Source organism: Microbacterium sp. 13-71-7 (assembly GCF_002257455.1).
Lineage (GTDB): Bacteria > Actinomycetota > Actinomycetes > Actinomycetales > Microbacteriaceae > Microbacterium.
The window spans coordinates 1-14,644 of sequence record NZ_NCKN01000091.1 but is presented as its reverse complement, the minus strand read 5'-3'; the positions used below and the strand labels follow the sequence as shown (position 1 = coordinate 14,644).

At 69.7% G+C, this 14,644-nt stretch carries 15 protein-coding genes; 6 read left to right on the top strand and 9 right to left on the bottom strand.

What is annotated here, in order from left to right; translation table 11 throughout:
• The 4 genes from B7X32_RS10480 to rpsA all read right to left on the bottom strand — a co-directional run.
• On the bottom strand, window positions 1-730 hold a 730-nt coding region (locus B7X32_RS10480), incomplete at its 3' end, for a GNAT family N-acetyltransferase (RefSeq protein ID WP_292719239.1).
• Entirely contained in the window at window positions 727-1,335 is a 609-nt protein-coding gene (gene coaE / locus B7X32_RS10475; protein ID WP_292719236.1) for a dephospho-CoA kinase, read from the bottom strand. The genes B7X32_RS10480 and coaE, both read right to left, overlap by 4 nt.
• Window positions 1,336-1,398: 63 nt before the next feature.
• The gene (locus B7X32_RS10470) at window positions 1,399-2,610 is read right to left on the bottom strand and encodes an MFS transporter (protein WP_292719234.1); all 1,212 of its coding nucleotides are present in this window, start codon (window positions 2,608-2,610) and stop codon (window positions 1,399-1,401) included.
• 186 nt (window positions 2,611-2,796) lie between these two features.
• Window positions 2,797-4,257 (bottom strand): 30S ribosomal protein S1, encoded by a 1,461-nt coding sequence (gene rpsA, locus B7X32_RS10465; protein WP_292719232.1) that lies wholly within the window; start codon window positions 4,255-4,257, stop codon window positions 2,797-2,799.
• 300 nt (window positions 4,258-4,557) lie between these two features.
• On the opposite strand from rpsA, the gene B7X32_RS10460 reads away from it, so the two are divergent.
• The gene (locus tag B7X32_RS10460) at window positions 4,558-5,493 is read left to right on the top strand and encodes a 5'-3' exonuclease (protein ID WP_292719230.1); all 936 of its coding nucleotides are present in this window, start codon (window positions 4,558-4,560) and stop codon (window positions 5,491-5,493) included.
• Between the two features lie 134 nt (window positions 5,494-5,627).
• Here the strand turns inward: B7X32_RS10460 and B7X32_RS10455 are convergent, their stop codons facing one another.
• The gene (locus tag B7X32_RS10455) at window positions 5,628-6,614 is read right to left on the bottom strand and encodes a PHP domain-containing protein (RefSeq protein ID WP_292719228.1); all 987 of its coding nucleotides are present in this window, start codon (window positions 6,612-6,614) and stop codon (window positions 5,628-5,630) included.
• A gap of 20 nt (window positions 6,615-6,634) precedes the next feature.
• Window positions 6,635-7,699: an anthranilate phosphoribosyltransferase gene (gene trpD / locus B7X32_RS10450; protein ID WP_292719226.1), complete on the bottom strand. Its 1,065-nt coding sequence runs from the start codon at window positions 7,697-7,699 to the stop codon at window positions 6,635-6,637.
• Between the two features lie 181 nt (window positions 7,700-7,880).
• Here trpD and B7X32_RS10445 point away from each other — a divergent pair, with 181 nt between their 5' ends.
• The 5 genes from B7X32_RS10445 (at window position 7,881) to B7X32_RS10425 (ending at window position 12,752) form a co-directional block, all read left to right on the top strand.
• Complete coding sequence (locus tag B7X32_RS10445) at window positions 7,881-8,513, top strand: heme-copper oxidase subunit III (protein ID WP_292719224.1); 633 nt, start codon at window positions 7,881-7,883, stop codon at window positions 8,511-8,513.
• Window positions 8,514-8,534: 21 nt separating this feature from the next.
• Window positions 8,535-9,332: a cytochrome c gene (locus B7X32_RS10440; RefSeq protein WP_292719222.1), complete on the top strand. Its 798-nt coding sequence runs from the start codon at window positions 8,535-8,537 to the stop codon at window positions 9,330-9,332.
• 33 nt (window positions 9,333-9,365) lie between these two features.
• Window positions 9,366-10,439: a Rieske (2Fe-2S) protein gene (locus B7X32_RS10435; RefSeq protein WP_292719220.1), complete on the top strand. Its 1,074-nt coding sequence runs from the start codon at window positions 9,366-9,368 to the stop codon at window positions 10,437-10,439.
• Window positions 10,436-12,247 carry a cytochrome bc complex cytochrome b subunit gene (locus B7X32_RS10430; RefSeq protein ID WP_292719218.1) on the top strand — a complete coding sequence of 604 codons (1,812 nt, stop codon included), beginning with the start codon at window positions 10,436-10,438 and terminating at the stop codon, window positions 12,245-12,247. Before B7X32_RS10435 ends, B7X32_RS10430 begins: the two co-directional genes overlap by 4 nt.
• Window positions 12,248-12,332: 85 nt before the next feature.
• On the top strand, window positions 12,333-12,752 hold the full coding sequence (locus tag B7X32_RS10425; RefSeq protein WP_292719216.1) for a rhodanese-like domain-containing protein: 420 nt from the start codon (window positions 12,333-12,335) through the stop codon (window positions 12,750-12,752).
• A 28-nt stretch (window positions 12,753-12,780) separates the two neighbouring features.
• Here B7X32_RS10425 and B7X32_RS10420 read toward each other — a convergent pair whose 3' ends face one another.
• The 3 genes from B7X32_RS10420 to B7X32_RS10410 form a co-directional block, all read right to left on the bottom strand.
• Window positions 12,781-13,593 carry a MerR family transcriptional regulator gene (locus B7X32_RS10420; RefSeq protein ID WP_292719214.1) on the bottom strand — a complete coding sequence of 271 codons (813 nt, stop codon included), beginning with the start codon at window positions 13,591-13,593 and terminating at the stop codon, window positions 12,781-12,783.
• Between the two features lie 140 nt (window positions 13,594-13,733).
• Window positions 13,734-14,168: a cytochrome c oxidase subunit 4 gene (locus tag B7X32_RS10415; RefSeq protein ID WP_292719212.1), complete on the bottom strand. Its 435-nt coding sequence runs from the start codon at window positions 14,166-14,168 to the stop codon at window positions 13,734-13,736.
• A 3-nt stretch (window positions 14,169-14,171) separates the two neighbouring features.
• On the bottom strand, window positions 14,172-14,644 hold a 473-nt coding region (locus B7X32_RS10410), incomplete at its 5' end, for a cbb3-type cytochrome c oxidase subunit I (protein WP_292719210.1).

Here is a 14,644-nt window from a genome sequence, read left to right as displayed (position 1 = left end):
AGCGCTCGAGGATCGGCCGGGAGAACTCCGTCGAGTCGGAGTGGAGATACCGCAGCCCCCGGTGCAGGGCCGCCTGAGCGCGCTTGGCCGTCAGAGCGCGGTACACGCCGCGCCCACGCCATTCCGGCACGGTCGCGCCGCCCCATACGCCCGCGAACTCGGTTCCGGCGACGGGCTCGAGGCGACCGGCGCTGATCACGCGCCCCTGCGCCTCCGCCACCCACAGCACGACGTCGTCGCCAGCGGCGACGCGCGCGATCGTGCGCTGCGCTCTCGCGTCGCCATCGCCGTGCCCGAACACCTCAGCCTGCATCCGCTCCATCGCCACGATGTCGGCCTCGTCTCGGATCTCGCGCAGCACCACGCCCTCCGGCACCGGCACATCAGCCGCGAGGGCGGCCGCCTCGCCGAGCATCACCGACTCCGCCTCCTCGGGGACGAACTCCGCGTCCCGCAGCGCGGCCTCCAGCCCTGGCGCGACGTCGTGTCCGCGGGTCTTCCACTCCGCAGAGCCCACGTCCGGCAGCGCCTCGAAGTGCGCGCGCACCGCGAGCACCAGCGAGCGGATGCGCCGCTCCCCGAGGCCTGCGAGATCGACGTAGCTCGCGAAGCCCTCGCCGCCGAGGAACACCCCCACGGAGACGGGACCGATGACGCGCAGTCCCTCGGCGCCCGTCAGCTCCGCCTCTCCCCGCAATTGCGCGTCGTACGCCGCCAGCAGGTCCGTCACGCGGTCGCCTCCATCCGCAGCCGCGCCCACAGCGCATCCGTCTGGCGCAGGGTGTCCTCGAGAGTCCCGGCGGTGTCGATCAGCACATCCGCGATCTCCCGGCGCCGGTCGTCCGGCACCTGCGAGGCGATCCGCTTCCGCGCCTCGGCGCGATCGAGCCCCCGCTCGTGCACGAGCCGTTCCTCGCGCACCGCCGCGGGCGCGTCGGCGACGACGATCAGGTCCCAGGGATCGTCCACGCGCGCCTCGACCAGCAGCGGGACGTCGTAGACGACGACTGCGGCCGGATCCGCGGCCAGTGCGGCCGCGAACCGGCGTTGCGACTCCTGCTTGACCGCGGGATGCACGATGGCGTTGAGCCGGCCGAGCGCCTCGGCGTCGCCGAAGACCCGCGCTCCGAGGCGCGCGCGATCGAGGGCGCCGTCGGGCTGGATCATCTCGCCGCCGAACTCCTCCGCGAGGCGCGCGAGCACGGGCGATCCCGGTGCCTGCACGTCGCGGACGATCCGGTCGGCATCGATGACGACGGCGCCGTGCTCTGCGAGGCGGGCCGCGATCGTGGACTTACCCGACGCGATGCCGCCGGTGAGCGCGATGAGGGGCATGCTGCCAGTCTCGCACGACCCTCCCGCGCGACCGCTCAGGGCGCAGGGCAGCGCCGCGCCCCCTCAGGACCGCAGCGGATCCGCGGCGCGCAGGGCGACCGTCGCGGCGAGGGCCGCCAACGCGCACATGCCGATCACGATCCCCCCGAACCACGCCCACCCTCCCGTGCCGAACGCGATGCCGAGCGCCCACCCGAACAGGCTCGAGCCCGCGTAGTACGCGAAGTAGTACAGCGAGGAGGCCTGCGCGCGGCTCTCGGCGGGCGCAGCGACCGGCGTCCAGCCAGACGCCACCGCGTGCGCGCCGAAGAACCCCCCGGTGAAGAGCAGCAAGCCGACGAGCACGATGACCGTGAGCGGCGCGAGCATGAGCGCGGCGCCGCCGGCCATCACGGCGACCGACCCCAGCAGGACGGGGTACCGCCCCACCCTGGACGCGAGTATCCCGGCCCAGGGCGATGACGCGGTGCCCGCGAGATACGCGAGGAACAGCAGCGTGACGAGCCACGCCGGCAGCGCGAACGGCGGCGCCGCGAGATGGAAGCCGAGGTAGTTGTACACCGCCACGAAGGCCCCCATCAGCAGGAAGGCCTGCGCGTACAGCGCGAGCTGGCGGGGCGAGCGCAGCAGCCGCAGGAGTCGGGTCGGCACGCCCTCCACGCGTTCGGCGCGCAGCCGCATCGGCACGAAGCCCTGCGATCTCGGCGCGAGCCAGAGGAACAGCGCGGCCGCGAGCGCGCACAGGCCGGTCGCCGCCCACACGCCCGCCCGCCAGTCCGCGACCTCGGCAACGAGGCCGGAGACGATCCGGCCCGCCAGCCCGCCGACCGTGGTTCCCGCGATGTAGCTGCCGGCCGCGGCTGCCGCATGACGGGGCCCCACCTCCTCCGCCAGGTAGGCGAGGGCGACGGCGGGCACCGCGCCCAGCGCGATCCCCTCCGCGCATCGGAGCGCGAGCAGGATGCCGATGCCGCCGGCGAAGGGCGCGAGCAGACCCAGCGCGGTCGCCGCGATGACCCCGACCGCCATGGCCGGCACCCGGCCGATCCGATCGGCGACGACCGACCAGCCGATCACCGAAGCGGCCAGGCCCAGCGTCGCCGCGGAGACGCTCAGCGCAGCGGTCGCAGGATCGACGGCGAGATCGCTCGCCAGCAGCGGCAGCACGGCCTGCGGGGCGTACAGCTGGGCGAACGTCGCGATGCCGGCGAAGAACAGCCCGAGGATGAGCCGCCGGTACGCGCGAGAGCCCGGGGCGTGACCGGTGAAGCTCACGGCCGGCGGATCCGCCGTCGCGCGATCGGCGGACGGGGGGCGATCGGATCCATGTCCTCCATCCTCACACGTCCGCCCGCCGACGCCCCGGCCGGGCCGCCGCCCGATCCGGGATCCGCCCGCAGACGCGGAACGGGCCGCCACCCGCCCGAAGGCGAGGTGACGGCCCGTTCTGAAGGGTGATGCTTACGCGTTGCCGCCGGAGAGCTTCTCGCGCAGAGCCGCGAGAGCCTCGTCGTCGGCCAGCGTGCCGGCACCGGTGGAGTCGCTCGAGAACGACTGGGCGCTCGCGCCGAAGTCGTCGCCCGCAGCGGCCTCGGCCTCGGCGGCCTTGATGACCTGAGCCTTGTGCGCCTCCCAGCGAGCCTGGGCAGCCGCGTACTCCTGCTCCCATGCCTCGCGCTGGGCGTCGAAGCCGTCCTTCCACGCACCGGTCTCGGCGTCGAAGCCCTCGGGGTACTTGTACTCGCCGTTCTCGTCGTACTCGGCGAGCATGCCGTACAGGGCCGGGTCGAACTCGGTGCCGTACGGGTCGACCGACTCGTTGGCCTGCTTCAGCGACAGCGAGATACGGCGACGCTCGAGGTCGATGTCGATGACCTTGACGAAGACCTCTTCGCCCACCGAGACGACCTGCTCGGCCAGCTCGACATGCTTGCTGGACAGCTCGGAGATGTGCACGAGGCCCTCGATGCCGTCCGCGACACGCACGAACGCGCCGAACGGAACGAGCTTGGTGACCTTGCCCGGGGTGACCTGGCCGATGGCGTGGGTGCGGGCGAAGACCTGCCACGGGTCCTCCTGCGTCGCCTTCAGCGACAGGGAGACGCGCTCGCGGTCGAGGTCGACCTCGAGGATCTCGACGGTGACCTCCTGGCCCACCTCGACGACCTCGGAGGCGTGCTCGATGTGCTTCCAGGAGAGCTCGGAGACGTGCACGAGGCCGTCCACACCGCCGAGGTCGACGAACGCACCGAAGTTCACGATCGACGACACGACGCCCTTGCGGACCTGACCCTTGTGCAGGTTGTTGAGGAACGTGGTGCGCGACTCGGACTGCGTCTGCTCGAGCAGGGCGCGGCGCGAGAGGACCACGTTGTTGCGGTTCTTGTCGAGCTCGAGGATCTTGGCCTCGAGCTCCTGACCGAGGTACGGCGTGAGGTCGCGGACGCGGCGCAGCTCGATGAGCGAGGCCGGCAGGAAGCCGCGGAGGCCGATGTCGACGATGAGTCCACCCTTGACGACCTCGATGACCTGACCGGTGACGACGCCGTCGTTCTCCTTGATCTTCTCCACGTCGCCCCAGGCGCGCTCGTACTGGGCGCGCTTCTTGGACAGGATCAGACGGCCTTCCTTGTCCTCCTTCTGGAGGACGAGGGCCTCGACCTGGTCGCCGACGGAGACGACCTCGTTGGGGTCGACGTCGTGCTTGATGCTCAGCTCGCGCGAGGGGATGACGCCCTCGGTCTTGTAGCCGACGTCGAGGAGGACCTCGTCGCGGTCGATCTTGACGATCGTGCCCTCGATGATGTCGCCGTCGTTGAAGAACTTCAGGGTCTTCTCGACCGCAGCCAGGAAGTCCTCGGCAGATCCGATGTCGTTGATCGCGACCTGCTTGGTGGCCGGAGCGGCCGTTGCGGTAGTCATGTAGTGGGTTGTCCTTGTTGATGGATACTCGGGCTGCGGCGCGCGCTCTCAGCAGAGCACAGGATCGCGCCGCGGCGAAGTGGATGTGTTGTTCGTCACGCACGCGGGAGGAAGCCCCCACGGGTGACACCTCATGCTATCAGGTCGCTGAGCGCTCCGGTGATCGCGTTTCCCCGCGGCCCGCCGGGCGTCCGCCCCGTCTGCACACGGAGTGCAACACCGCCTCCCGCAGCGGTGTTCCCGGGGATCCGCGTCCGCGCCCACCCCCGCCTGAGGCGGCGGGGCTGGCAGACTGTGGACATGACCGACGCCGCGCCGAAGCTCCTCCTTCTGGACACCGCCAGCCTCTACTTCCGCGCGTTCTACGGCGTGCCGGACGCGGTCAAGGCGCCGGACGGCACCTCGGTGAACGCGGCAAGGGGCCTGCTCGACATGATCGCGAGGCTCGTGACGGCCTACCGCCCCACGCACCTCGTCGCGTGCTGGGACGACGACTGGCGCCCGCAGTGGCGGGTCGACCTCATCCCCAGCTACAAGGCGCACCGTGTCGTCGAGGTCGTCCCCGGCGGCGCCGACATCGAGGAGGTTCCGGATCCGCTCGAGGCGCAGATCCCGATCATCCGCGAGGCCCTCGCGGCCCTGCGCATCCCGGTCATCGGTGTCGCGGAGCACGAGGCCGACGACGTGATCGGCACGCTCGCCACGGTGGCGGACATGCCCGTCGACATCATCACCGGGGACCGAGATCTGTTCCAGCTCGTGGACGACGCCCGCGGCGTCAGGGTGATCTACACGGGTCGTGGCATGAGCAATCTCGAGGACCTCACGGAGGAGGCTGTGGTGCGCAAGTACGGCGTGCTCCCGAGCCAGTACGCCGACTTCGCCACGATGCGCGGAGACGCCTCCGACGGGCTCCCCGGCGTGGCGGGGGTCGGCGAGAAGACCGCCGCGAACCTCCTCGCCGTGCACGGCGACCTCACTGCGATCCGCGCGGCCGCGGAGGGCGCCGAGGGAATGTCGGCAGGCGTGGCGAAGAAGATCCTCGCCGCCTCCGACTATCTCGACGTCGCCCCCACCGTGGTGCGCGTCGCGACCGCGCTGCCGATCGCCGTGCCGACCGAACCGCTGCGGCCGCTCGACGCCGCCGAGACCGCCGCCGCGGTCGGGGTCGCGGAGCGCTGGAACCTCGGCACGTCGATGGCGCGCGCGCTGGAGGCGCTCAGCCGCACGGCCTGACCACCGCACGGCGCGCCCGCACGTCCCTGGTGCACCTGCAGGACCATGGCACGGATGCACGACCGGATCGCCGGATCCCTCGTGCATCCGTGCCCGGATCCTGCATCCGTGCCAGACGGCGAAGCGCCCCGACCTCAGCCGGCCCAGCGCAGCAGCCGGTCGAGACCCCAGGTCGTCACGATCCGCTCCGCGGGGACTCCGGCGCGCTCGGCGCGCTGGGCGCCGTGGTCCAGCAGCGACAGCTGGCCCGGCGCGTGCGCGTCGGAGTCGATCGAGAACAGGCAGCCGATCTCGAGCGCGAGGGCCAGGAGACCGTCGGGCGGATCCTGCCGCTCCGGACGGGAGTTGATCTCCACCGCCACGCCGTGCTCCGCGCACGCCTCGAAGACCGCCCGCGCGTCGAAGCGGGAGGGCGGCCTCGTGCCCCGCTCCCCCTGCACGAGCCGTCCCGTGACATGCCCGAGCACGCTCACGCGCGGGTTCGAGACCGCGGCGACCATGCGCCGCGTCATCGGGCCCGGCTCCATGGCCAGCTTGGAATGCACGGACGCGACCACGACGTCCAGCGCGCCGAGCAGCCGGTCATCCTGGTCGAGGCGCCCGTCGTCGAGGATGTCGACCTCGATCCCGGTGAGCATCGTGAGCCCGCCGCCGCTGAGCGCGCGCACCTGCGGCAGCTGCGTGCGCAGCCGCTCCGCCGTGAGGCCGCGCGCCACGCGCAGTCGCGGCGAGTGGTCGGTGATCGCGAGGTACTCGTGGCCCAGGGCGCGGGCGGCATCCGCCATCGCCTCGATCGGGGTCGTCCCGTCCGACCATTCGGTGTGCGCGTGCAGATCGCCGCGCAACCGCGGGCGCAGCTCCGAGGCGATCTCCGGCTCGACCTCGCCGCGCAGCTCGACGAGATAGGACGGCGTCTCCCCTTCGAGCGCCTGCCGGATGACCTCGAACGTCGAGGATCCGATCCCCTTCGCCTGCTGGATCCGGTTCAGATCCGACTTCGCCTCCTCGGGGAGCTCCGCATAGGTCGCCGCCGCGGCACGGAACGCCTTGGCGCGGTACCGCGACGCCCGCTCGCGCTCGAGCAGCCGGGCGATCTCGAGCAGCGCCTCCTGCGGATCCATACCGGTCCCCTCCGCACCGCTCAGACGGCGGCGAGCTCCTTGGACGCCGCGACCCATGCGTCCAGCTTCGCCAGCGCGCGTCCGTCGTCGACCGCGGCCTCGGCGATCGCCAGGGCCGCGCGCAGCCGCTCCACGATCGGCACCTGCGCCTGGGCGGGGTCGTGCGAGAGCTCGTAGGCGACGATGCCGGCCGCGGCGTTCAGCAGCACGATGTCGCGCACGGCGCCGCGCTCGCCCTCCAGCGTGCGGCGCAGCACGCCCGCGTTGTGCTCGGGCGAGCCGCCGATGAGATCGGCGAGCTCCGCGAGGGGGATGCCCAGATCGCGCGGATCCAGGTCGTGCTCGTGGATGTCCCCGCGCGTGACCTCCCAGATGCGGCTGTGGCCCGTGGTCGTGAGCTCGTCCAGTCCGTCGTCTCCGCGGAACACCAGGGCGGTGGCGCCGCGGGTGCGGAACACGCCGGTGATGAGCGGCACGCGGTCCAGCTGGGCGACGCCGACGGCGTTCGCCTCCGCGCGGGCAGGGTTGCAGAGCGGGCCGAGCATGTTGAACACGGTCGGCACACCGAGCTCCGCGCGGACGGCGCCCGCGTTCTTGAAGCCGGGGTGGAAGGCACCGGCCCAGGCGAAGGTGATGCCGGTGCGATCGAGGATCTCCGCCACGGCCTGCGGGTCGAGGGTCAGCTGGAGACCCAGGGCGCCGAGGACGTCCGAGGATCCGGACGACGAGCTCGCCGCGCGATTGCCGTGCTTGACGACGGGGATGCCGGTCGCGCCGATGATGATGGCCGCCGTGGTCGACACGTTCACGGTCCCGATGCGGTCCCCGCCCGTGCCGACGATGTCGAGCACGTCCGAGGACACGGGCAGCGGCACCGCCGCCTCGAGGATCGCATCGCGGAAGCCGACGACCTCGTCGATCGTCTCGCCCTTCGCGCGGAGGCCGATCAGGAATCCGGCGAGTTGCGCCTCGGTCGCCTGCCCGCGCATCACCTGGCGCATCGCCCAGGTCGACTCGTAGACGCTCAGATCACGCCCCGCGAGCAGTGTGGAGAGGATATCGGGCCAGGTCAGAGCTTCCGCCATGCCAGCGATCCTAGCGATGTGATCCAGTCGTGATCCCCGCGATGACGGGTTCCGCCCCGCCCGCAACCACGCGTCTCCCAGGGGATTCGCGGCTGGTTCCGAGGTTGCACCGAGGCGCGGGCGAGCTGAACCGCCGCCCCCGGTGCGACAATCGGCGTCCAGGATCGGCCATAATGGACAGGTGACGACCTCAGCGACGTATGCCCCGGTGGCGAGAACGATCAAGCGCCCCAACCCGGTGGCTGTGGGAACCATTGTCTGGCTCGGCAGTGAAGTGATGTTCTTCGCGGGACTCTTCGCGATCTACTTCACCCTGCGCAGCACCTCTCCGGAGCTCTGGGCATCACGCACAGAGAGCCTGAACGTACCGTTCGCGGCGATCAACACCCTGGTCCTGGTGGCGTCCTCGTTCACCTGCCAGATGGGCGTGTTCGCGGCGGAGCGCATGCAGCCCTACACGTCGGTCAACGACAAGGGCCGCAAGCGCTGGGGCATGGTCCCGTGGTTCTGGCTGACCTTCGCGATGGGCGCGTTCTTCGTGTCCGGCCAGGTGTGGGAGTACTCGCAGCTGGTCGCAGAGGGCATGCCGATCTCGGCCGACTCCTACGCCTCCGCGTTCTACATCACCACCGGCTTCCACGCCCTGCACGTCACCGGTGGCCTGGTCGCGTTCCTGCTGACCCTCGGCCGCGCATTCGCCGTCAAGAACTTCACGCACAAGGAGGCGACGACCGCCATCGTGGTGTCCTACTACTGGCACTTCGTCGACGTCGTCTGGATCGTGCTGTTCTTCGTCATCTATTTCCTCAAGTAAGAAGCGGAGCGGATTCCCGACATGGCACGTGACAAGAAGCGCCGTACCGGCCGCCGCAGCCCCCTGGCTGCCGCGGCGCTGATCGGCGCAGGCCTGATGATCACCGGCGGCGTCTACGCCGGTGCGAGTGCGGCGTTCGCCGCGACCGAGCCGGCGTCCGTCACCGCCGCGGTCTCGACCGAGGACGGGCAGAAGCTGTTCCAGGCGAACTGCGCCACCTGCCACGGCATGAACCTGCAGGGCACCGCCACCGGACCGAGCCTCTACGGCGTCGGCGAGCTCGCGGTCGAGTTCCAGATGTCGACGGGCCGCATGCCGCTGCAGATGCAGGGCCCGCAGGCTCCGCAGAAGCACCCGCAGTTCTCCGAGGAGCAGATCAAGAACGTCGCCGCCTGGGTGCAGTCGGTCGCCCCCGGCCCGACCTACCCCGAGGAGAAGATCCTCGACGGCAAGGGCGACGTCGCGCACGGCGCCGAGCTGTTCCGCATCAACTGCGCCATGTGCCACAACGTGGCCGGCGCCGGCGGTGCGCTGACCGAGGGCAAGTACGCGCCGGGCCTCATGAAGACCAGCGCCCTGCACATGTACGCGGCCATGGTCACCGGCCCGCAGAACATGCCGGTCTTCGGCAACATGAACCTTTCGGCAGAGGACAAGCGCGACATCATCTCCGCCCTGCTGTTCCAGCAGAAGGCGACCCAGGTGGGCGGCATGGATCTCGGATCCCTCGGCCCCGTCTCGGAGGGCTTGTTCATCTGGATCTTCGGCATCGGCGCACTGGTCGCCATCACCGTGTGGATCACGGCGAAGTCCAACTGACGCCGGCATATCGAAGAACGTACGAGGAGAACCATGGCACACGACGACCCGCACGCTCTTGACCGGACCTATCAGGCACCGGTCGGGCTGAGCGTCGACGTCAGCGACCCTGCGCAGAACCCGGGGCTGCCCGCGCACCGCGAGCGCGTCACGGACCAGGACCCGACGGCGATGAAGCACGCCGTCCGCACCGTCTACACGCTCTTCTACCTCTCGCTCGCGGGCAGCATCTGGGCGGTCGCCGCTTACATGCTGTTCCCGATCGAGAGCGGCTCGCTCATCGACGTGCGCTACAACAACCTGTTCATCGGCCTCGGGATCGCCCTCGCCCTGCTCGCGCTCGGCATCGGTGCGATCCACTGGTCGAAGGCCATCATGGCTGACAAGGAGCACATCGAGTACCGCCACCCCACCCGTGGCCGCGACTCGACCCGTGAGGCCGCGATCCAGGCGTTCGCCGACGCGAACGAGGAGTCCGGCTTCGGCCGCCGCGTGATGATCCGCAACTCGCTCATCGCCGCGGTCGTCGCCTCCGTCGTCCCGGGCCTCGCGCTCTTCCGCGGCCTTGCTCCGCACAGCACCGCGGAGAACCCGATCGCGGGCGACCCGGTGCAGCTGCTGAAGCACACCATGTGGGAGAAGGGCATGCGCCTGGCGCACGACCCCGACGGCACTCCGATCCGCGCTGCGGACATCACGATCGGCTCGGCCGTGCACGTGATCCCCGAGCCGCTCAGCAAGGTCGGCCACGAAGATGGCTACCTCGAGGAGAAGGCCAAGGCGATCGTCCTGCTCATGCGTCTGCTCCCCGAGCAGCTCATCGAGGCCGAGGACCGCAAGACCTGGTCCTACGACGGCATCGTCGCCTACTCCAAGGTCTGCACGCACGTCGGCTGCCCCGTCGCACTGTACGAGCAGCAGACCCACCACCTGCTCTGCCCGTGCCACCAGTCGCAGTTCGACGTGACCGAGCACGCCAAGGTCATCTTCGGCCCGGCGGCGCGCCCGCTGCCGCAGCTGCCGATCACCGTCGACGACGAGGGCTACCTCGTCGCGCAGAGCGATTTCCACGAACCCGTCGGTCCGAGCTTCTGGGAGCGTCATTGAGCACCGCAACTGTTACCGAGCAGAAATCCTCGGAGAAGCCCTCGGAGGCGCCGCTGGGCGGCCGATTCGTCGGCGGTCTCTCCAACTACATCGATGAGCGGACGAGCCTCTCCGGCTTCGTCAAGGAGCTCGGCCGCAAGATCTTCCCCGATCACTGGTCGTTCATGCTCGGCGAGATCGCGCTGTGGAGCTTCGTCGTCGTGCTGCTCTCCGGCACGTTCCTGACGTTCTTCTTCCAGGCGTCGATGGTGCCCACCCACTACGCCGGCGCCTACGCGCCGATGCGCGGTGTGGAGATGTCCGCGGCGCTCGACTCGACCCTGCGCATCTCGTTCGACCTGCGCGGCGGGCTCCTCGTCCGTCAGATCCACCACTGGGCCGCGCTCACGTTCGTCGCCGGCATCGGCGTGCACATGCTGCGCGTGTTCTTCACGGGTGCGTTCCGCAAGCCGCGCGAGCTGAACTGGGTGATCGGCTTCGTGCTGTTCGTCCTCGCGATGGCAGAGGGCTTCACCGGCTACTCGCTCCCCGACGACCTGCTCTCGGGCAACGGCCTTCGGATCATCGACGGCATGATCAAGGGCCTCCCCCTGATCGGCACCTGGACCTCGTTCATGCTGTTCGGCGGCGAGTTCCCCGGCGACCAGATCGTCGGACGCCTGTACACGCTGCACATCCTGATCCTGCCGCTCCTGGTGATCGGGCTGGTCGTGCTGCACCTCATGCTGATGGTGATCAACAAGCACACGCAGTTCGCCGGCCCCGGCCGCACGGACGAGAACGTCGTGGGCTACCCGATGATGCCGATCTACATGTCGAAGATGGGCGGCTTCCTGTTCATCACGTTCGGTGTGATCGTCCTGATCGCCTCGCTGTTCCAGATCAACCCGATCTGGAACTACGGCCCGTACGACCCGTCCCCCGTGTCCGCGGGAACGCAGCCGGACTGGTACATCGGCTTCGCCGACGGCGCTCTGCGTCTGGCGCCGTCGAACCTCGACGTCGTGTTCCTCGACCACACCTGGTCGTTCGGGATCATCATCCCGGTGCTGGTGCTGGGCCTGTTCATCGTCCTGGTCGCCATCTACCCCTTCATCGAGGCGTGGCTGACCGGCGACAAGCGCGAGCACCACATCGCACAGCGTCCGCGCACCTCCGCGACCCGCACCGCGATCGGCGTCGCCGGCGTGATCTTCTACGCGACGCTGTGGGCGGCCGCATCGTCCGACCTGATCGCGACGCACTTCTCGCTCACGATGGAGGGCGTGATCCACACGCTCCAGGCGCTGCTGTTCATCGGCCCGGTCCTCAGCTACTTCGTCACGAAGCGCATCTGCATCGCCCTGCAGAAGAAGGACCGCGAGATCGTGCTGCACGGCTACGAGTCCGGTCGCATCGTCCGCCTTCCCGGCGGCGAGTACATCGAGGTCCACAAGCCGGTCGACGTGTACGACCGCTGGAAGCTCATCGACACCGAGGTGTACGAGCCGCTCGTGGTCCGTCCGAACGCCAAGGGCCGCATCCCGTGGACGCAGAACCTGCGCTCCTCCATGTCGCGCTGGTTCTTCGAGGACCGCCTCTCCCCGCTCACGCAGGCTGAGATCACCGCGGCGGATGCGCACCAGCGTCACACGCTGCACGACACGAACGAGTCCGCGCACGAGGAGATCGTGGCGTCGCACACCCGTGCCGGCGTGAGCGAGGACGAGATCGTGCCCGCCGACAACTCGCGTGTCAGCGAGACCCCGAACACGCCGAGCTCTGCGCTCGCGCCGGAGTCGCTGCCCGCGAAGGAGAGCGGCGAGTAGTCCGCTCCCCCGTTTCGTTCGAAGGCCCCGTCAGCTGACGGGGCCTTCGTCGTTCGCACCCTGCGCGCCGGAGTAGCCTGGCTGCATGATCTCCGCCGTGGACCACTTCACCGCCAAGCTCGCCCACGAGACCGATGCGAGCGATGTGCACGCCGCCCGGAAGGCCGGTCAGCAGATCGCGGTCGTCGACGTCCGCAGCGACGAGGCGTGGGCTCAGGGGCGGATCGTCGACGCGATCCACATGCACTACAGCGAGATCGCCGCCAGGGCGCCGCAGGAGATCGCCCAGGGCACGCCCGTGGTCGTCTACTGCTGGAGCCCCGGATGCAACGCCGGCGACAAGGGCGCCCTCGAGTTCGCCAAGCTCGGCTATGACGTGAAGCTCATGATCGGCGGCTTCGAGTACTGGGCCCGCGAGGGCTACCCCGTCGAGGACGCCGACGGCGTGCATCGCCGTCCGGTCGATCCCCTCACCGGCGTCCCTCGCGTCCGCACCCGCGCCTGAGATCGAGGACGCCCTCCCCCGCTCCTCTTCACGGCGACACGGTCACCGAGAGCTCGACGGAGTCATCGTCCGCGCTCCGGCCGATGACCGTCTGCCGCACCTCGACGTCGCCGAGCCCGGATCCGCGTTCCGCGATCGCGTCGAAGAGTCCGACCACGGCGGGATGGAGCGTTCCCGCGGGGAACCGCTCGTCGTCGGCGGGACGCCACGTGACAACGAGTTCCGTCCGGGCGGGGAGCACAGCGGAGAAGCTCTCGGGCCCACGTATCTCCTCGGGCACGTCAGCCGAAGTCGCCCAGCAGCACGCCACTTCGACAGCCCCTCGATCGCCCGCACCCAATGCCGTCCAGAACCGGCCGCTGGGCTCGATGTCCGCGGCGTGGAGTCGCGCGAACAATGCACCGAGCACCTCGTTCGCATCATCGTCCGAGAGGCCGTCGGCATCGTCGACGGCGACGCTGATGGCTTGTCCCACAAAGTGCTGAGCCGGCATCCTCCGCTCGGCGACGACGATCGGCGTGGCGAGCGCACGTAGCAGACCTGTCGCGTCGAGGTACGCGCGGTCCTCTTTCTCGCGCTGCGCAAGAACGCGGATCCGATGACACTCGAGCACCCGCTCGGCGCTCGCGCCTGCGCCCATTATAGAAACTGCGGGCAACGGTACGCCGGCGTCCCTGAGAGCGCGGATCGTCACGCCGGCCCGCACCTGCCCCTCCGAGTAGAGCCGATACTCGGAGCGCACATCGATGTCGGCGGGGGCGAGCACGCCGGTTTCGTCGTAGTGACGTAGCGCCTTGACGCTCAGTCCGGTCAGTCCTGCGAACTCGCCGATCTTCAACATGACTCCAGCATCCCGTCTCCTGTAACAGGAGGGTCAACCAGAACCTTGGCGGCCTCCCCGAAGAACGGCGACGAGGATCCCACGAGGACAAAGGACGAGGCCCCCGGAGCAAGAGCTCCAGGGGCCTCGTGAAGAAGGACTCAGCGGGCGAAGTGACCGCGGTAGTACTCGTAGACCCAGCCGACGATCGCGACCACGAAGATGGCCAGCGCGACCGGGAAGAGGAACACTCCCACGGCTAGTGCGATCATCCCGACGGCAGCCGCACCGGCGAGCACGATCGGCCACCACGACCACGGGCTGAACTCGCCGAGCTCGGGGTCGCCGTCGTCGATGTCGCTCGTGAGGATGTCCTCGGGGAGCGAGCCGCCCTGGGCCTTGTGCGTACGGCCGAGGTAGAACGCGATCATCGCGCCCATGAACGCGGCGAAGAACAGGGCGACGGTGCCGACCCACTCGATCGCCCTCACGGGCGGCTCACCGGCGTGCGCGACCAGGTTCCAGACCGTGTAGGTCACGCCGACGAAGGCGAAGAAGACGGTGAGGATCCACCAGAGAACGATGTTGTCGCGCATGGGTCAGTGGGCCTTTCCGCCGGCGGCCGCGGCAACCGGCTGCTCTGCGGCCTCCGGGTGGTTGAGGTCGAATGCCGGACGCTCGCTGCGGATCCGCGGGATCGACGTGAAGTTGTGACGCGGCGGCGGGCAGGACGTCGCCCACTCGAGCGAAGCGCCGTAGCCCCACGGGTCGTTCACGGTCACCTTGGGCGCCTTGCGCGCGGTCAGCCACACGTTCAGGAAGAACGGCAGCATCGACGCGCCGAGGATGATGGCGCCGATCGTCGAGACCTGGTTCTCCCAGGTCCAGTTGTCGTATGCCGAGTAGTCGGCGTAACGACGCGGCATGCCGTCGACGCCCAGCCAGTGCTGGATGAGGAACGTCATGTGGAAGCCGATGAACAGCATCCAGAAGTGCACGTAGCCGAGGCGCTCGTTGAGCATGCGGCCGGTCCACTTCGGCCACCAGTAGTAGACCGCGGCGATCAGCGCCA